Here is a 17,534-nt window from a genome sequence, read left to right as displayed (position 1 = left end):
CGAGACAGGAGGGCAGATGACGTACGACCTGGTGCTGCGGTCCCGGCGGACGGTGTTGCCGGACGGGCAGCGGGCGGCGGCGGTCGGCGTGCGCGACGGGCGGATCGCCACGCTCGCCGGCTATGCCGACCCGCTCGACGCCGCCGCCGAGGAGGACCTGGGCGACGTGGCCCTGCTGCCCGGCCTGGTGGACACGCACGTGCACGTCAACGAGCCCGGCCGCACCGAGTGGGAGGGTTTCGCCAGCGCGACGCGGGCGGCCGCCGCGGGCGGGGTCACCACCGTCATCGACATGCCGCTCAACAGCGTCCCGCCGACCGTCACCGCCGAGGCGCTAGCGGTCAAGCGTGCCGCTGCGGCCGGCCGCTGCCACGTGGACGTGGGCTTCTGGGGCGGTGTCGTGCCGACGAACCTGGCCGACCTCGCCGAGCTGCACCGCGACGGGGTGTTCGGGTTCAAGGCGTTCCTGGTCGATTCCGGCGTGCCGGAGTTCCCGCCGGTCGACCCCGAGTTGCTGGGGCGGGCGTTGGGTATGGTCGACGCGCTCTTCGTCGTGCACGCCGAGGACCCGCGGTCGGTGCGGGAGTCGCCCCCGTCGGCCCGCTACGCCGACTTCGTCGCCTCCCGGCCACCGGCAGCGGAGCGGTCCGCCGTCGCCGCCGTCGTGGCTGCCGCCCGCCGCACGGGCGGCCGGGTCCACGTGCTGCACCTGTCATCCGCGGAGGCCCTGCCCGACCTGGTGGCCGCGCGGGCCGACGGGGTGCGGCTGAGCGTGGAGACCTGCCCCCACTACCTGGCGCTGACCGCCGAGCGGGTGCCGGACGGCGCGACCGAGTTCAAGTGCTGCCCGCCGATCCGGGACCGTGACAACCAGGACCGTCTCTGGGCCGCTCTCGCCGCCGGTGCGGTGGACTGCGTGGTGAGCGACCACTCGCCCTGCCCGCCCGCGCTGAAACACGCCGAGACCGGCGACTTCGCCGCGGCCTGGGGTGGCGTCGCGTCGGTGCAGCTCGGTCTGCCGGTGGTCTGGACCGAGGCCCGCCGCCGCGGGCACGGCCTCGCCGACGTCGTCGGCTGGATGGCCACCGGCCCGGCCGACCTGGTCGGACTGTCCGGCAAGGGTCGCATCGCGGTGGGCGGGGAGGCCGACCTGGTGGCGTTCGACGCCGACGCCGACTTCCACGTCGACCCCGGCCGGCTGCATCACCGGCATCCGGTGACCCCGTACGCGGGGCAGCGGTTGACCGGTGTCGTCCGGACCACCTGGCTGCGCGGTCAGGCCGTCACCGGTCGGACGCCGCGCGGCCGGCTGCTGCGGGCGGGTACGGCATGAGCGACCTGCCCGACCTGCCCGACCTGGCGTCGCGAACCTTCGGCGGGGGCGTCGTCGCGGCCAACGACGAGTTCTTCGCCGCCGCGGACAACCTCGTCGACCCGCGACCACCGACGTTCCAGCCGAGTACCTTCGCCGCCAAGGGCCAGGTGTACGACGGCTGGGAAACCCGCCGACGTCGGGACCCCGGCGCCGACCACGCCATCGTCCGGCTCGGGCTGCCCGGCGTCGTGCGCCTGCTCGTCATCGACACCAGCTTCTTCACCGGCAACTACCCGCCGTACGCCGCCGTCGACGGGTGCGCCGTCGACGGCCATCCGGGGCCGGACGAGCTGGCTCGGGCGCGCTGGGTGCCGCTGCTCGCGCGTACGCCGCTGGCCGGCGACAGCCGCAACGCCTTCCCGGTCGCCGTGCCCTACCACCTGACCCACGTGCGGCTCACCATCTTTCCCGACGGCGGGGTGGCCCGGCTGCGGGTGTACGGGGACGTCGTACCCGACCCGGCGCTACTGCCAGAGGTGTTCGACCTGGCGGCGGCCGAACACGGCGGGTGGATCGAGGCGTGCAGCGACCGGTTCTACGGCGCTCCGCAGAACTTGCTCGCCCCCGGCCCGGCCCGGACGATGGGGGAAGGCTGGGAGACCGCCCGACGGCGCGACGACGGCAACGACTGGGTGCTGGTCCGGCTGGGCCTGCCCGGGACGGTGCACTTCGTCGACCTCGACACCAGCCACTTCAAGGGCAATGCCCCGGGCAGCGCCACCTTGCGCGCCGCCGACGCGCGCCACGGCGACCTCGACGACCCACGGACGTGGTTCCCCCTGCTGCCGGACACCCGGCTCCGGCCGGACACCCGGCATCGTTTCCCGGTCACCGAACCCCGCACCGCCACCCACGTCCGGCTGGACGTCTTCCCCGACGGCGGCATGGCCCGGCTGCGGGTGACCGGCCGCGCCGACCCCACCGCACGGGCCGTGCTCGCCGCGCTGCGGGAACGCACCCGGCTACCGGCGGCCGGACCCGCCCCCCGCCGCACCACGAGGAGCCGGAGCCACGGATCTGGCACCGAACCGACCGCACCGCGACAGCACCAGGAGCACTGATGTTTCTGACCCCGCATGAGCAAGAGCGTCTGCTCATCCACACGGCGGCCGACGTCGCCCGGCGGCGGCGCGACCGCGGCCTACGGCTCAACTATCCGGAAGCGATGGCGACCATCACCGCGTTCCTGCTCGAAGGCGCCCGCGACGGCCGCTCGGTCGTCGACCTGATGTCGGCCGGACGGACCGTGCTGACCCGCGAGGACGTCCAGGAGGGCGTCCCGGAGTTGTTGAAGGAGGTGCAGGTGGAGGCGACGTTTCCGGACGGCACGAAGTTGGTTACGGTGCACCACCCGATCCCGTGATTCCCGGCGAGGTGCTGCCCGGCGACGGTCCGGTCCGCGTCAACGTCGGACTGCCGGTGACCAGCCTGCTGGTCGTCAACACCGCCGACCGTCCGATCCAGGTCGGCTCGCACTACCACTTCTTCGAGGCCAACCCGGGGCTGTCCTTCGACCGGGCTGCCGCGTACGGGCTGCGGCTGGCCATCCCGGCCGGCACCTCGGTGCGCTTCGGGCCCGGGGTGAGCCGCACGGTCGACCTGGTTCCGTTGGGCGGTGCCCGGATCGTGGCGGGGCTGCGCGGCGAGGTTGCCGGTTCGTTGGACAACGACGGGACGGGGACGGCACCATGATCGAACTGGACCGTCGGCGGTATGCCGAGCTGTACGGACCCACCACCGGCGACCGGATCCGGCTCGCCGACACCGACCTGCTCATCGAGGTGGAGGCCGACCACTGCGTCGGCGGGGACGAGGTGGTCTTCGGCGGCGGCAAGGTGATCCGGGAGTCGATGGGGCAGTCCCGGGCCACCCGGGCCGAGGGTGCCCTCGACACGGTGATCACCGGGGGCGTCGTGCTCGATCACTGGGGCGTGGTGAAGGCCGACGTTGGCATCCGGGACGGCCGGATCGTGGCGCTCGGCCGAGCCGGCAACCCGGACACCATGACCGGCGTGCACCCTGACCTGGTGATCGGCCCGGCCACCGAGGTCATCGCCGGCAACGGACGGATCCTCACCGCGGGCGCCATCGACACCCACGTGCACTTCATCTGCCCACAGCTCGTCCAAGAGGCGCTCGCCGGCGGGATCACCACGCTGGTCGGGGGCGGCACCGGCCCGGCCGAGGGCAGCAAGGCGACCACGGTCACCCCGAACGCCTGGCATCTGGCGCGGATGCACGAGGCCCTCGACACGTTCCCGGTCAACGTGCTGCTGCTGGGCAAGGGCAACACGGTCTCCACCGAGGCGCTCTGGGAGCAGTTACGTGCCGGGGCCGGCGGGTTCAAGCTGCACGAGGACTGGGGCACCACGCCGGCTGCGATCGACGCCTGCCTGCGGGTGGCCGACGCATCCGGGGTGCAGGTGTCCATTCACACCGACACCCTCAACGAGGCCGGCTTCGTCGCCGACACGCTGCGCGCGATCGGCGGACGGGCGATCCACACCTACCACACCGAGGGAGCTGGCGGCGGGCACGCCCCGGACATCATCACCCTGGCCGCCGAGCCGAACGTGCTGCCGTCGTCGACCAACCCGACCCGCCCGTACACCCGCAACACCCTGGCCGAGCACCTGGACATGCTGATGGTCTGCCATCACCTCAACCCGGCGGTACCGGAAGACCTCGCCTTCGCGGAGAGCCGGATCCGGCCGTCCACCATGGCCGCCGAGGATCTGCTGCACGACCTCGGCGCGATCTCCATCATCGGCTCCGACTCGCAGGCCATGGGCCGGATCGGCGAGGTGGTCACCCGCACCTGGCAGAGCGCCCACGTAATGAAGCGGCGGGTCGGTCCGCTGCCCGGGGACGGCCGGGCCGACAACCACCGGGCTCGCCGGTACGTCGCGAAGTACACCATCTGCGCGGCGATGGCCAACGGCCTGGAGCGGGAGATCGGCTCGGTCGAGCCGGGCAAGCTGGCCGACCTGGTGCTCTGGGAGCCGGCCTTCTTCGGCGTCCGGCCGCACCTGGTGATCAAGGGCGGGATGATCGCGTACGCGCAGCTGGGCGACGCGAACGCCTCGATCCCCACCCCGCAACCGGTGCTGCCGCGGCCGATGTTCGGCGCGTACGGGGCGGTGCCCGCCGCGACCAGCGTGGCGTTCGTCGCGCCGGCCGCGCTCGAGGCCGGACTGCGGTTGGATGTACGGCGACCGCTGGTGCCGGTGGGTGACGTGCGGTCGCGGGGAAAGGCCGACCTGCCGGAGAACGGCGCGATGCCGAGGATCGAGGTGGACCCGGACACCTTCACCGTCCGGATCAACCGCGTGGTGGTCGAGCCGGACCCGGTCACCGAGCTGCCCATGGCACAGCGGTACCACCTGTTCTGATCATGGACAGCGCCCTGCTCCTGCTCGCCGACGGCCGGTTCCCGGCCGGGGCGCACGCCCACTCGGCCGGCCTCGAGGCCGCGGTCGCGGCCGGACGGGTCACCGAACTGCGCGACGTCGAAGCGTTCCTGCGTGGGCGGCTGGCCACCGCCGGGCTGGTCACGGCGGCGTTCGCCGTGGCGGCCCACCGCGCCGACACGCTGCCGGCGGGGAAGCGGCCCGGCCGGCTGGCGGAACTCGACGCCGAGTTGGACGCCCGCACCGCCGCGCCCGCACTGCGGGCGGTCTCCCGCCGGCAGGGCCGGGCGCTGCTCCGGGCCGGCCGGACCGTCTGGCCGGGCGGGCGCTTCACCGACCTGCCGGCCGAGCCGGGCGGTCCGCACCAGCCACTCGTCCTCGGGTTGATCGGCGTCGCCGCCGGACTCGCCGCGTCGCAGGTCGCCCTGCTGGCCATCCACGGCACGGTGACCGGGCCGGCCAACGCCGCCGTGCGGCTGCTCGGCCTCGACCCGTACGAGGTCCAGGCGCTGCTGGTCCGTCTAGCCCCGACCGGTGACCGGATCGCCGCTGCGGCGGTCCGGGCCGCCACCGAGCCACCGGCCGCGTTGCCCTGTGCCGCCGCGCCGCTGACCGATGTCCAAGCCGAAGCTCACGCCACCTGGGAGGTGCGTCTCTTTGCGTCCTGAAACCACTCCGTCGGACCCGCACGACGAGTCCGTCCCGCATACCCACCCCGCCCCGGATGTCGATCCGCACCCGGCGCTGCCCCACTCGGCCCGGCCGCTGCGGATCGGCATCGGCGGGCCGGTCGGCTCCGGAAAGACCGCCCTGGTCGCCGCGCTGTGCCGGGCCTTCGCCAACGAGCTGCGGCTGGGTGTGGTGACCAACGACATCTACACCACCGAGGACGCCGACTTCCTCAAGCGCGCCGGGGTCCTCGACCCGGATCGGATCCGTGCGGTGGAGACCGGCTGCTGCCCGCACACCGCGATCCGGGACGACATCGGGGCGAACCTGGACGCCATCGACGAGCTGTCGGACCAGGTCGGCCCGCTTGACCTGGTCCTCGTCGAGAGCGGCGGCGACAACCTGACCGCCACGTTCAGTCGCGGCCTGGTCGACCAGCAGATCTTCGTGGTCGACGTGGCCGGCGGCGACAAGGTTCCCCGCAAGGGTGGCCCCGGGGTCACCGCCGCCGACCTGCTCGTGATCAACAAGACCGACCTGGCTTCCCTGGTCGGCGCGGACCTGGCGGTGATGGACCGGGACGCCCGGGCCCGCCGTGGGGACCTACCCACCGTCTTCCTGTCCATCGTGCGCGACGGCGGCGCCGCCGAGGTCGCCGCCTGGGTACGCCACCAGCTCGCGCACCACACCGGCGGGGCCGCCGCCGGCATTGCCTGATGTTCGCCGCGGCCCGCGTGCGGGCGAGCCCCGACCGCCACGGCAATACCGTCCTGGCGGACCTGCACGGCGAGCCGCCGCTGGTGCTACGCCAGGTCTCGGACGACCACGGCGCCGCCGTGGTCTACCTGGTCGCTGGCGCGGCCGGTCCGCTCGGTGGCGACGACCTCCGGCTGGACATCGAGGTGGAGGCGGGAGCTGCGCTCCGGGTACGCACCCTCGCGGCGTCCGTCGCCCTGCCGGGACGCTCCGGCGCGCCGTCGCGGACCCGTGTGCGGGCGCTCGTGCACCCCGGTGGGAGCTTGGACTGGTTACCGGAGCAGTTGGTCGCCGCCGCCGGGTGCGCACACATTTCGCACGCCGAGATCAGCCTGGCCGCCGGGGCCACCCTGACCTGGCGCGAGGAGCTCGTCTGTGGCCGGCACGCCGAACCGTCGGGCGACGCGACCGTCTCGATGTCGGTCGACCACGATGGCCGGGCGCTGCTACGGCAGTCGCTCGCCGTGGGACCGGCCGCCGACGGCTGGGCCGGTCCGGCGGTACTGGGCGGAGCTCGGGCCACCGGTTCGCTGCTTCAGGTCGGTCCCGCCGCAGCCGCGTTGCCTCCGGTGGTCCGGGGGACGGCGTCGCGGGTGCCGCTGGCGGGCGGTCCGGCCGTGTTGTTCACCGCCACCGCCGACGACGCGCACACCCTCCGGGAGCATCTCACGTCCGAACGTTGGGCCGGCCTGCCGTGACGCTGTCCGGTCGGCCGAGTCCGATGGCGTACCCCGGCGCTCCGCGAGCCGACCCAGCCCTCCTGTGGCCGCGCTCGCCACCGCTAGGCTCCGTCGGCCATGAGCGGCCTACCAGCGGGTTTCTGGTCGATGCCGGAGGTGCGGTAGACGATGGTGTCGTTGCGGTCGCCCGGCTGCGGGTCACCGACGGCGATGACCAGGCGGGTGCTGGCGACAAGTACCTCGACGAGATCGTCCACTTCTTCGAGACGACGAAGTTCGACGTCGTCGTCTTCGAGGACCTCGACCGGTTTGACGACCCGCACATCTTCGAGGCGTTGCGCGAGCTGAACACCCTGCTCAACACCTCGCACGCAGCGCGGGGCCGGACGATCCGGTTCGTCTTCGCGCTCAAGGACAGGCTGCACGACGCCCTCCGCGGTCAATCGATCGCCTGTACCCATGCCTCGGCTCGGGGGCCGGCGCCGACGGCACGCAGGACGGTGACGGCGTCCCGTGGGTCGTCCACGGTCACGACGTGTACGTGCTGGCGGGCGCGGTGGTGCCGGACGTCGACGTCGAGCAGCCGGCCGGCGCGGACCAGGACGTCGGACAGCAGGGCGTCGGGTACCCGCACGCGCAGCTGGGTGCGTCGCCGGTCGCTGCTGGACACCAGCAGCGAGGTCCGCCACACGGTTCGCGCCAGTGGCATCGCGTCCGGACACTGGCGGTGCAGCTTCCCGGGCAGAGACGTTCGCAGCTGCTGAAGCAGGTCGGTGGCGGCCTTCAGTTCCGACGCCGGCACGAGCACCTCGAAGCTAGCCCGGCCGGCACCGGCGCGACGGGACGGTTGGCAAGTCGTCGTGACCTCCGGAACGGCCGTGCGGATCACACGGGCCGTCCTGCTCGCGAGTTGGGCGTAGATCGTTGAGGCGACACTCGCCCAGTGGCCAGCGCAGTCCCATGGCACAGGCCGGAGAAGGCCAGTGACGAGCGCGGCGTCCGCCCAGGCGAACGGCGTGGCGGCTACGGACGCGGCCAGGGCGTCCAGCAACGTGCGATGCGTGATCGCCCCCCAGCGCCCGTGCCGTCTGACCTGTCTGGCCGCGCGAATCGGCGCCTCGGAACTGCTTTCCATATCGAGTATCGAAGCAACGGCGTCCCAATCGCGACAATGAGCGCCGGGAACGATGTTCGTCCTCTCCCGCCAACCCGCTTCGGAGGAACGCACCATAAACGACGCGTCACGCTGCTGGTGTGCTTGCCCCGGATGCGAGAGGACCAGATCAGGAGCGACCACTACGCCATGTGGTAGGTGGGATCACCCCCGCCTCACATACGTCCACGGGGAGGTGCCGACCTCAATGGAGAGGAACGACCCGACAACACACCCAGATCACTGCGATCGACCTGGGGACACCATCCGCCAAGTCGTGCCAGGTCAGCGCGCCGAAGCCGCCGAGTGGCAGCGTCGGCGCGAGTAGCTGGGCCCGGACGGGCCCACGGCACCCTCATTGCCGTATCCGCAACGCTCTCCATGGCGCTCTGGCTGGTACTCGCGTTCAGCCTGGGGCACCACGCTACCGACTATGCCACCTACGGCCACGCCGTCCTCGTCTCCTTCGCTGCCCTGCCGGCTATCGCCCGCATCCAGCTCAGCATCGCGTACGTCCGGGAGACCCGCGCCGCCCTGCGGCACGACGAGATCCTGAAGATGGCCGACGCTGTGAGCAGCCGCACGATGGAGCATTCCGAGGCGGTCAGCGATACGGTCGACCGGCTCGGCGCGGCCCTCCAGGGCGGGACCCAGGTGCGCAACATCCGCTGACCTCCCCCAAATGTCCCCACGCGATGAGTAACGGCCCCTCGGAGTCTTCCCGAGGAGCCGTTTTTACCTGGTGGACAGGGGTGGGGCGGGCGGGACTCGAACCCGCGACCGAGGGATTATGAGTCCCCTGCTCTAACCCGCTGAGCTACCGCCCCGCTACCGCGCCGGATCGTAACCCGCCCAACGGATCACCGGCCATCACCCGTCGGGCCGGGTTGGTGATCTGGCCGGCACGATGGGCAACGCGAGGATAACAGCGCGCAGCGGACGAACGGTCACGCCGGTGGTCACGTCCAGCCTGTGCCGCGCAGCTCTGCGAGCACCGCTCCGGCGGCCCGCCAGCCGCTGGCGAGGGCCCCCTGGATGGACGGGCTGTCCCGGTGGTCGCCGGCCACGCCGGTCGCCGCGGCGGACCAGCACGCCGGGGGTGAACCAGCCCAGCTTGAGGGCGCCGAGGTCGACCAGGCCGCCGAGCCGCGGGTAGGCCGTGTTGAGCACCTGGAAGCCGCGGTCCAGCAGGTAGCCGTCGACCTCGTCGGTGGCGACCCGGCCGCCGAGCCGGTCGGCGGCCTCGATCAGCCGCCAGGGCGTTCCGGCCCGGTGCAGCCGGCGCGCGGCGGCGAGGCCGGCCAGGCCGCCGCCGACGATGACCACGTCGGTGTCAGCGGGCACGGGCCACCGCCGCCCCGGCCCGGTCGCCGTCCCGGTTGGTCCGGGACAGCCGGCCGGGCCACCAGATTTTCGGCCCGATGTCGTACGCGAGCGCGGGCACCAGCAGCGAGCGGACCACGATGGTGTCGAGCAGCACCCCGACGGCGACCGCCACGCCCAGTTCGACCAGCACCACGAGCGGCAGCACGGCGAGCGCGGAGAAGGTGGCGGCGAGCACGATGCCGGCGGAGGTGATCACGCCGCCGGTGACCGCCAGGCCGGTGAGCACGCCGGCCCGGGTGCCGCGCCGGACCGACTCCTCGCGGACCCGGCTCATCAGGAAGATGTTGTAGTCGATGCCGAGGGCGACCAGGAAGACGAACGCGAACAGCGGGAACGACTGGTCCACCCCGGGGAAGTCGAGCAGGTACTTGAAGATCAGCGCGCAGAGGCCGAGCGTGGCCAGGAACGACAGCACCACGGTGGCGATCAGCAGCACCGGGGCGAGCAGGGCCCGCAGCAGCACGGCCAGGATGACCGCGATGACCAGCAGCACCACGGGGATGATGACGTTGCGGTCCCGCGTGGAGGCGTCGGCGGTGTCCACGTTGATGGCGGTGAAGCCGCCGACCACCGCGTCCGCGCCGGGCACCCGGTGGACCGCCGCGCGCAGCTCGCGGATGGTGCGTTCGGCGGCGTTGCTGTCCGGCGGGTCGGCGAGGGTGGCCTGCAACTGCACCCGCCCGTCGACCACCTCGGGCGGCCCCGCTGGTCCCTGGCGGCTGAACGGGCGGACCGAGGACACCCCCGGTACGCCCTGCGCCACCTGGGCGACCTGCCCGGCGGTGGCCTGGTCGGTGAAGATGGTGGCCGGGCTGCCGGTGCCGGCCGGGTAGTGGCGGGCGATCACCTCCTGCCCGGCGACCGAGTCGGTGCGCTGGGTGAACAGGTCGGACTGGCCGAGGGTGGTGGCGCCGAGCTGGGTCACCCCGAGGGCGAGCGCGGCCAGGAGCACCGCCGTGACGATCCAGACGGTACGGGCGCGGCGGGCCACGAAGCCGGCGATCCGCCCCCAGATGCCGTGTTCGGTCCGCGGGTCGGCGTGGTCGAACCGGGGCCGCCGGGGCCAGAACGCCCACCGCCCGCCGAGCAGCAGCAGGGCGGGGAGGAAGGTGAGCATCACCAGCAGGGTGGCGGCGATGCCGACGGCGCTCACCGGGCCGAGCGCCCGGTTGGAGTTGAGGCTGGACAGCAGCAGGCAGAGCAGGCTGACGATGACGGTGGCGCCGGAGGCGATGATCGCCGGGGCGGCGCCCTTCCAGGCGGCCCTCATGGCGTCCCGGGGCCGCTCGTGCCGGTGCAGTTCCTCCCGGTAGCGGGCGATGAGCAGCAGCGCGTAGTCGGTGCCGGCGCCGAAGACGAGAACGGTGAGGATGCCCTGGGCCTGCCCGTTGAGCTTGATGACGTCGTTCGTGGCGAGGAGGTAGACGAAGAGCGCGGCCAGCGAGTACGACATCCCGGCGGCGAGCAGCGGGAAGACCCAGAGCACCGGGCTGCGGTAGACGATCAGCAGGATGACCAGCACCACGACAAGGGTGACCAGCAGCAGCGGTCCGTCGATGGCGGTGAACACCTCGATCAGGTCGGCGAGCAGGCCCGCCGGGCCGGCCACGTCGACGGTCAGCCCGTCCCGGCCGGTGCCGGCGATCTCGCGCAGCCGGTCGACCACCGCGCCGACCTGTTCGCCCTCGGCCGCGTCGATCGGGACGACCACCTGTACGGCCTGCCGGTCCTGGCTGACGATCGGCGGTGGCAGCGGGCCGGCGACGCCCGGCAGCTCCGCGAAGCGGGCCGCGTCGGCCTGGACCCGCTGCTGGTCGGTGGGGGTGATGCCGGAGGTGCGCTCGTACACGACGAGTGCGGGGGTGGTCTCCCGGTCCACGAAACCGGCGGCGAGGTTCTGCGCCCGGGTGGCCTCGGCGTCGGCGGGGAGGAAGGAGGCGTTGTCGTTGGTGGCGACGTCGCCGAGCTTCCCGGAGTAGGGCCCGGCGAGGCCGCCGACGACCAGCCAGCCGAGCACCACGACCACCGCGGTCAGCGTCGCGGTCCAGCGGCTCCGCCCTCCGGCCATCTCCATCCACCCTTGAAATCGACGCATTAATCGACACAGCGGGAGTCCAGGTCGACATCGACCATCCTGCCGGGCGGAGCTGCGTGCGCGGGTGGAAACCGGCTGCGGACGGGCGCGACCGCGCAACGCGAAACGCCCGTCGGCCAGGGCCGACGGGCGTCGTGTGGAGCGGAGCTCCCCCGTTTGGACTCGAACCAAAAACCTGCCGGTTAACAGCCGGCTGCTCTGCCAATTGAGCTACGGGGGACCGTAGATCACCCGGCTGCGGATCTCTCCGCGCCGTGCGACGGGGACAAGAGTACAGGACATCGGGGGGTGGCGCGCCAGGGGGTTACCCACTTCCCCCACCCGGCGGCGGCCCACCGAACGCACCGAGAATACCGGACAAATCGCCATCTCGGCACAGGGAGGTATGAGCGGAGAGCAGGATGGGTAGTTAGCCGACGACAGAGGACGCAGGCGCGAGAAAGGTCGTTCCCGCCCGGGGCCACCGGGCCGGGATCGGCGGCGCGTCAGGTACGAAAGGAGCCGCCATGCGCGGAAAGATCATGTTCCTTGGCGGGCTGGCTGCGGGATTCGTCCTGGGCGCCCGTGCCGGCCGGGAGAAGTACGAGGAGCTGGTGGTCCGGGGCCGCAAGGTGCTCGACCACCCGACCGTCCAGGAGGCGGCGGGAGTCGCGCAGGCCCAGGCGACCCGGCTCTACTCGGAGGGCAAGGACAAGCTGGGGCAGACCAAGCTCGGCGAGAAGCTGGGCACCGCCACCGGCAACGGCAGCAAGCAGGGGCTGACCGACGCCGACAAGCCGTTCGCCGGCACGCCGGCCGCTGTCGGCGCCAAGTCCGGCTCGACCGGCACGGGCTCGACCAGCTCCGGCTCGTCGACCACCAGGTCGTCCGGCACGAGCACCAACATCTGACACCAGCCGGGCAGCGGGCCGGTCGCCATCGGGCGACCGGCCCGCTCTCGTCTGTCCGAACGAGACCCCCGCTCGTACTTTTGCTCATCATGAACAAAAGTCGGAGCGGTTCATCGAAAACTTTTGGCTTCAACCTCTTCTCTTTGGTCGCGGGCGCAAATATCGTCTCGCGTAGAACCTGGCCAGGCTCTCGTCACCTCCCAGCGACCTCCTCAGCCTCGTCCCGGCGCTGAGGCGGACCCGCCCGACCAGAGCGAGGTTCGATGCGCAGACCGTTCGGCCGCAGGGCCGCCACATATCTCAGCCTGCTCACTCTCGTCGCCGCGACGCTCGTCGCGACGGCGGAGCGGGCCCCGACCCCGGCGCAGGCCGCGCCGGTGCTCACCGCCCCCGCCCCCGTCAGCAACGGGATCCAGTACAAGGTGCTCGTCTTCACCAGGTCGGCCAGTGGCAACAACGCCGCCACCGCGGCCGGCGTGCAGGCCGTCCAGCAACTCGGACGGGACCGCCGCTTCACCGTCGAGGTCACCAACGACCCCCGCAAGTTCGACCAGGCCCACCTGAAGCAGTTCCGCGCCGTGGTGTTCCTGAACACCGCCGGCGACGTGCTCAACGACGCGCAGCAGGCCGCCTTCGAGGCGTACTACCGCGACGGCGGCGGCTTCGTCGGCGTGCACTCCGCCATCGAGGCCGAGCCGGACTGGACGTTCCTCACCAACGTGCTCGGCACGCGGGCCACCGGCGCGCCGACGGCCGCGAGCCGGGCGACCGTCACCGTCGCCGACCGGGTCCACCCGGCGTCGGAGACGCTGCCGCAGCGCTGGTCCACCACCGACCGGTGGTACAACTTCGCGGCCAACGTCCGGGGCGTCTCGCACGTGCTGGCCACGGTGGACGAGAAGACGTACACCGGCGGCAGCATGGGCTTCGACCACCCGGTCACCTGGTGCAAGGACTACCAGGGTGGCCGCTCGTTCTACACCGGACTCGGCGCCACCCCGGAGAGCTACGGCAGCGCCGACCTGCGGGCCCACCTCGGCGGGGCCATCCAGTGGGCGGCCGGCGTCACCGACGGCGACTGCGGGGCGACCGTGCTGGCCAACTACCAGATGACGGTGGTGGGAGCGCAGCCCAACGTCAACGAGCCGATCGGCTTCGACGTGCTCCCCGACGGCCGGGTGCTCCAGACCGACCGGCGTGGCGGCGTGCGGCTGCACAACCCGGAAACCAACCAGACGACCGTGCTGGCCCAGATCCCCGTCTACACCAACAGCGAGGACGGGATGTACGGCCCGGCGGTGGACCACGACTTCGCCACCAACAAGTGGGTCTACCTCTACTACGCGCCCCCGCTGGACACCCCGACGGGCAGCGCGCCGACCACCAGCACCGATCCGGCCGCATGGGACCAGTGGAAGGGCTACTTCCAGCTCTCCCGGTTCAAGTTCGTCGACGGGGAGACCCCGTCGCTGGACGTGAGCACGGAGCAGAAGATCCTCCAGGTGCCGGTGGACCGGGGCGCCTGCTGCCACGTCGCCGGTGACATCGCGTTCGACTCGAAGAACAACCTCTGGCTGGTCACCGGGGACGACACCCCGGCCGGCGGCGGCGGGTCCGGCGGCTTCTCGCCGCACAACGACTCGGTCAGCGCCACCGGTGTCTACCAGGCGCCGTTCGTCGACGCCCGCCGCAGCTCGGCCAACACCAACGACCTGCGCGGCAAGATCCTGCGGATCACCGTCGGCGCGGACGGGTCGTACACCGTCCCGGCGGGGAACATGTTCCCGGCCGGCACCGACAAGACCCGGCCGGAGATCTACGCCATGGGCTTCCGGAACCCGTTCCGGATCACCCTCGACAAGAACGACGTCGCCTACATCACCGACTACTCGCCGGACTCCTCGGTCGCCCAGGTGGGCCGCGGTCCCGCCGGCACCGGCCGGATGATGGTGGTCGACAAGCCGGCGAACTACGGCTGGCCGATGTGCGTGCAGCCGAACCTGCCGTACATCGAGATGAACTGGACCACCAACCCGATCTCGCCGGTGGCCCCGTTCGACTGCGCGGCCCCGAAGAACACCTCGCGGCACAACACCGGCCTGACCGACCTGCCGCGGGTGGAGAAGTCGGAGCTGTGGTACTCGTTCCAGGCCCCGACGCCCTGCCCGGAGTCCTACCTGTCGACTCCGACGCAGACCTGCCCGGTGCTCTTCCCGGAGCTGGGCACGGGCGGCGTCGGCCCGCACGGAGCGGCGAAGTACGACTTCGACCCGGAGCTGAGGTCGGAGACGAAGTTCCCCGAGTACTACGACGGCGCGATCTTCTTCGGTGAGTTCACCCGGGACACCCTCAAGGAGATCCGGCTGGACGACCAGGGCGACATCCTGAAGATCAACAATGTGCTGAACTGCGGGCAGGCGCCCACCACGCCCACGAAGCCGTTCCTCTGCGACAACCCGATGGACATGCGCTGGGGCGCGGACGGCAACTTCTACCTGCTGACGTACGGCGACGGCTTCTTCAACGTCAACCCGGACGCGGCGATGCTCAAGTTCAGCTACGTCAAGGGCCTGCGGGCGCCGACCGCCGTGCTGAACGCGACCCCGACCAACGGGCGGGCGCCGCTGACCGTCGCCTTCTCCAGTGACGGCTCGAAGGACCCGGACCCGGCGGACTCCATCTCGTTCGCCTGGGACTTCGACGGCAACGGCACCACCGACTCGATCGACCCGAACCCGTCGTTCACCTACACCACCAACGGCGTCTACACCGCCCGGCTGACGGTGACCGACTCCAGCGGCAAGACCGCGTCGGCCAACACCACGATCACCGTCGGCAACACCGCGCCGACCGTCACGGTCACCACCCCGCTCGAAGGCGGCTTCTTCAACTGGGGCGACGACATCCCGTGGACGGTCACCGTCACCGACCCGGAGGACGGGCCGGTCGACTGCGCCAAGGTGGAGGTGACCTTCGTGCTCGGCCACGACACCCACGGGCACGGTGAGGCCAACCAGTTCGGCTGCTCGGGCGTGCTGCCCACGGACGCCGACGACGCCTCGCACGGCGGCTACATCTACGGCGTGGTCAGCGCGTCGTACACCGACCAGGGCGCCAACGGCCAGCCGGCGCTGACCACGGTGGACCAGCAGATCGTCCAGGCCAAGCGGCAGGAGGTCGAGTTCGCCACCGAGGAGTCCGGCACCACCGTCGGCACCAGCGCGGACACCGGGGGCGGGCAGCAGCGCGGCAGCCTCGACCCCGGCGACTGGATCGCGATCAACAACACCGTGAACCTGAAGAACATGCAGTCGGTGACGCTGCGCACCTCCGGGGGCAGCGCCGCCACCGCCGGGCAGCCCCGGTTCGGCGTCCAGTTCCGGCTGGACTCCCCCACCGGCCCGCTGCTGGCCACGGCCACGGTCAACGCGACCTCCGGCAACAACGCCTTCACCAGCACCACCGTGCCGGTCACCGACCCCGGCGGGACGCACAAGCTCTACCTGGTCCTGACCACCGTCCCGGGCGGCCCGGCCAGCGGCTTCGGCAACCTCAACTGGGTCGAGTTCACCGGCCAGGGCATCGGCGTCACCCCGTGACGCCCGGGTGGGGTCGCCACCCCGGCGACCCCACCCGGCCTCCGTTCCTCCCACACCACCGGCACCGTCAGAAAGGCAGTCAGGACATGAACGAAACAGCGCACGGGATGAGCCGCCGCCGGATGCTCGGCACCATCGCCGGGGCGGCGGGCGCCGTCGCCGTCGGCGCCGCCGGGCTCCCGTCGGCCGCCTTCGCCGGCAACGGGCTGCTCGTCCCGACCGGCAAGCGGGGCATCATCCTCTACAGCGTCCGCGACCGGATCGGCGCCGCCCCGGACGCCACCGGCGTGCCGTACGGGTTCGAGCGGGTGCTCGGCCGGCTCGCCGAGATCGGCTACAAGGAGGTCGAGTTCGCCGGGTACACCCAGCACACCTCGATCCTCGGCCGGCAGATCACCCCGGCCGAGATCCGCAAGATCCTCGACGACAACGGGCTGCGCGCCAACGGCTCGCACGCCTCGGTCCCGAGCACGGTCACCCCGGACACCATCGCCGCGTTCGAGCAGACGCTGGACACCGCCGAGATCCTCGGCATGACCCACATCGGCACCGGCAACGACCCGACCGGCAGCAACGTCAAGGCCGACTGGGACGCCGCCGTGGACCGGTGGAACACCTTCGGCGAGATGGCCGCCGCCCGGGGCCTGAAGCTGTACACCCACAACCACGACGCCGCGTACAACTTCCTGCTGGACAGCGGGCCGCTGGACGCGCTGGGCCGGCCGACCCGGTCCTCCGGCGTCCGGAAGCTGGAGTACTTCATCGCGCGGACCAACCCCGAGTGGGTCTGGTTCGAGATGGACATCTACTGGGCGCACGTGGCCCAGCACCGGTTCCGCAGCTACACCGACCCGGACGGGGTGACCCAGACCAACGTCTTCGACCCGCTGGCCGTGGTCGCGGCCCAGCCCATCCGGTTCCCGCTGTTCCACGCCAAGGACGGCACGTACGACCCGGCCAGCGCGGCCGGGTACGCCATGGTGCCGCTCGGCGAGGGCGACATCGACTACGGGAACTTCTTCGCCAACATGGGCGCGAAGGGTTACCACAACCCGATGTGGGAGCAGGACAACGCACCGGGTGGCGCCGCCGACCCGGGCCGGTCGCTGCGCTACGCGGAGATCAGCTACCGGCACATGTCGGGTCTGCGGGGCTGACCGACCCGACCGGAGGATCGCAGGGGGCCGCACCGGGAAACCGGGGCGGCCCCCTCGCGTCACGCGGTCGTGACGCCGGTGTGGCACATTCGGGGGGAGGTGATCGTGATGACGATGGTCGGACCGGAGAACGCGGACCAGGCGCGGCTGCTGCGCCTGCTGCGCGACGACGGCCCGCGCTCGCGGGTCGAACTGGCCGACGTCCTGGGCCTGCCCCGGGCCCGGTTCACCGCCGAGGCGGACCGGCTGACCGCGCAGGGCCTGGTGGAGACCGCCGGGCCGGCCGCGTCCCGGGGTGGGCGCCGCTCCTCGCTGCTGCGGGTCGGGCGGCAGGTGCGCTTCGGCGCGGTGCGGGTCGGCGGCG

At 72.1% G+C, this 17,534-nt stretch carries 15 protein-coding genes, 2 tRNA genes and 2 pseudogenes; 13 read left to right on the top strand and 6 right to left on the bottom strand.

Annotated features, from left to right (window positions below; genetic code table 11):
- Nucleotides 1-16 precede the first annotated feature (16 nt).
- From allB to B0E53_RS06865, 8 genes are read left to right on the top strand one after another with little or no spacing between them, the layout of a single operon-like run.
- Entirely contained in the window at nt 17-1,333 is a 1,317-nt protein-coding gene (gene allB / locus B0E53_RS06900; protein WP_107075224.1) for an allantoinase AllB, read from the top strand.
- Nucleotides 1,330-2,436, top strand: coding sequence for an allantoicase (alc, locus tag B0E53_RS06895; RefSeq protein ID WP_107075223.1), 1,107 nt, complete (start codon nt 1,330-1,332; stop codon nt 2,434-2,436). Before allB ends, alc begins: the two co-directional genes overlap by 4 nt.
- Nucleotides 2,436-2,738, top strand: coding sequence for an urease subunit gamma (locus B0E53_RS06890; RefSeq protein ID WP_088984062.1), 303 nt, complete (start codon nt 2,436-2,438; stop codon nt 2,736-2,738). Before alc ends, B0E53_RS06890 begins: the two co-directional genes overlap by 1 nt.
- A gap of 11 nt (nt 2,739-2,749) precedes the next feature.
- On the top strand, nt 2,750-3,067 hold the full coding sequence (locus tag B0E53_RS06885; protein WP_348639649.1) for an urease subunit beta: 318 nt from the start codon (nt 2,750-2,752) through the stop codon (nt 3,065-3,067).
- Nucleotides 3,064-4,767 carry an urease subunit alpha gene (locus tag B0E53_RS06880; protein WP_107075222.1) on the top strand — a complete coding sequence of 568 codons (1,704 nt, stop codon included), beginning with the start codon at nt 3,064-3,066 and terminating at the stop codon, nt 4,765-4,767. Before B0E53_RS06885 ends, B0E53_RS06880 begins: the two co-directional genes overlap by 4 nt.
- Nucleotides 4,768-4,769: 2 nt before the next feature.
- Complete coding sequence (locus tag B0E53_RS06875) at nt 4,770-5,453, top strand: urease accessory UreF family protein (protein ID WP_107075221.1); 684 nt, start codon at nt 4,770-4,772, stop codon at nt 5,451-5,453.
- Nucleotides 5,443-6,171, top strand: a complete 729-nt coding sequence (gene ureG, locus B0E53_RS06870; protein ID WP_088984058.1) for an urease accessory protein UreG — start codon at nt 5,443-5,445, stop codon at nt 6,169-6,171. Before B0E53_RS06875 ends, ureG begins: the two co-directional genes overlap by 11 nt.
- Nucleotides 6,171-6,908: an urease accessory protein UreD gene (locus B0E53_RS06865; protein ID WP_107075219.1), complete on the top strand. Its 738-nt coding sequence runs from the start codon at nt 6,171-6,173 to the stop codon at nt 6,906-6,908. Before ureG ends, B0E53_RS06865 begins: the two co-directional genes overlap by 1 nt.
- Nucleotides 6,909-6,997: 89 nt before the next feature.
- Here B0E53_RS06865 and B0E53_RS06860 read toward each other — a convergent pair.
- A pseudogene (locus B0E53_RS06860) lies at nt 6,998-7,126 on the bottom strand (IS5/IS1182 family transposase); the annotation flags it as partial.
- Nucleotides 7,127-7,329: 203 nt separating this feature from the next.
- Nucleotides 7,330-7,599 carry a hypothetical protein gene (locus B0E53_RS36935; protein WP_146167606.1) on the bottom strand — a complete coding sequence of 90 codons (270 nt, stop codon included), beginning with the start codon at nt 7,597-7,599 and terminating at the stop codon, nt 7,330-7,332.
- A gap of 825 nt (nt 7,600-8,424) precedes the next feature.
- Between B0E53_RS36935 and B0E53_RS06850 the strand changes: the two genes are divergently transcribed.
- Nucleotides 8,425-8,715 carry a hypothetical protein gene (locus tag B0E53_RS06850; RefSeq protein ID WP_107075217.1) on the top strand — a complete coding sequence of 97 codons (291 nt, stop codon included), beginning with the start codon at nt 8,425-8,427 and terminating at the stop codon, nt 8,713-8,715.
- 81 nt (nt 8,716-8,796) lie between these two features.
- On the opposite strand, the gene B0E53_RS06845 is transcribed toward B0E53_RS06850, so the two are convergent.
- The 4 genes and pseudogenes from B0E53_RS06845 to B0E53_RS06830 all read right to left on the bottom strand — a co-directional run bounded on the left by B0E53_RS06845 (nt 8,797) and on the right by B0E53_RS06830 (nt 11,744).
- Nucleotides 8,797-8,870, bottom strand: a tRNA-Ile gene (locus B0E53_RS06845).
- A 244-nt stretch (nt 8,871-9,114) separates the two neighbouring features.
- Nucleotides 9,115-9,387, bottom strand: a pseudogene (locus B0E53_RS06840) (FAD-dependent oxidoreductase); the annotation flags it as partial.
- Nucleotides 9,377-11,497, bottom strand: coding sequence for an MMPL family transporter (locus B0E53_RS06835; RefSeq protein WP_107075240.1), 2,121 nt, complete (start codon nt 11,495-11,497; stop codon nt 9,377-9,379). The pseudogene B0E53_RS06840 and the gene B0E53_RS06835, both read right to left, overlap by 11 nt.
- Nucleotides 11,498-11,671: 174 nt before the next feature.
- Nucleotides 11,672-11,744: transfer RNA gene (locus B0E53_RS06830), tRNA-Asn, on the bottom strand.
- 286 nt (nt 11,745-12,030) lie between these two features.
- Here B0E53_RS06830 and B0E53_RS06825 point away from each other — a divergent pair.
- The 4 genes from B0E53_RS06825 to B0E53_RS06810 all read left to right on the top strand — a co-directional run.
- Nucleotides 12,031-12,414 (top strand): hypothetical protein, encoded by a 384-nt coding sequence (locus B0E53_RS06825; protein WP_107075216.1) that lies wholly within the window; start codon nt 12,031-12,033, stop codon nt 12,412-12,414.
- A 263-nt stretch (nt 12,415-12,677) separates the two neighbouring features.
- The gene (locus B0E53_RS06820; RefSeq protein WP_107075215.1) at nt 12,678-16,013 is read left to right on the top strand and encodes a ThuA domain-containing protein; all 3,336 of its coding nucleotides are present in this window, start codon (nt 12,678-12,680) and stop codon (nt 16,011-16,013) included.
- An 86-nt stretch (nt 16,014-16,099) separates the two neighbouring features.
- Entirely contained in the window at nt 16,100-17,170 is a 1,071-nt protein-coding gene (locus B0E53_RS06815) for a sugar phosphate isomerase/epimerase family protein (protein ID WP_168215245.1), read from the top strand.
- 108 nt (nt 17,171-17,278) lie between these two features.
- Nucleotides 17,279-17,534: MarR family transcriptional regulator (locus B0E53_RS06810; protein WP_146167605.1), on the top strand; the 256-nt coding region annotated here is incomplete at its 3' end.

It is taken from the genome of Micromonospora sp. MH33, assembly GCF_003013775.1.
GTDB classification, from domain to species: Bacteria; Actinomycetota; Actinomycetes; order Mycobacteriales; family Micromonosporaceae; genus Micromonospora; species Micromonospora fulviviridis.
Note: the sequence above shows the minus strand (reverse complement) of the source record. Positions and strands in the feature narration are given on the sequence as shown.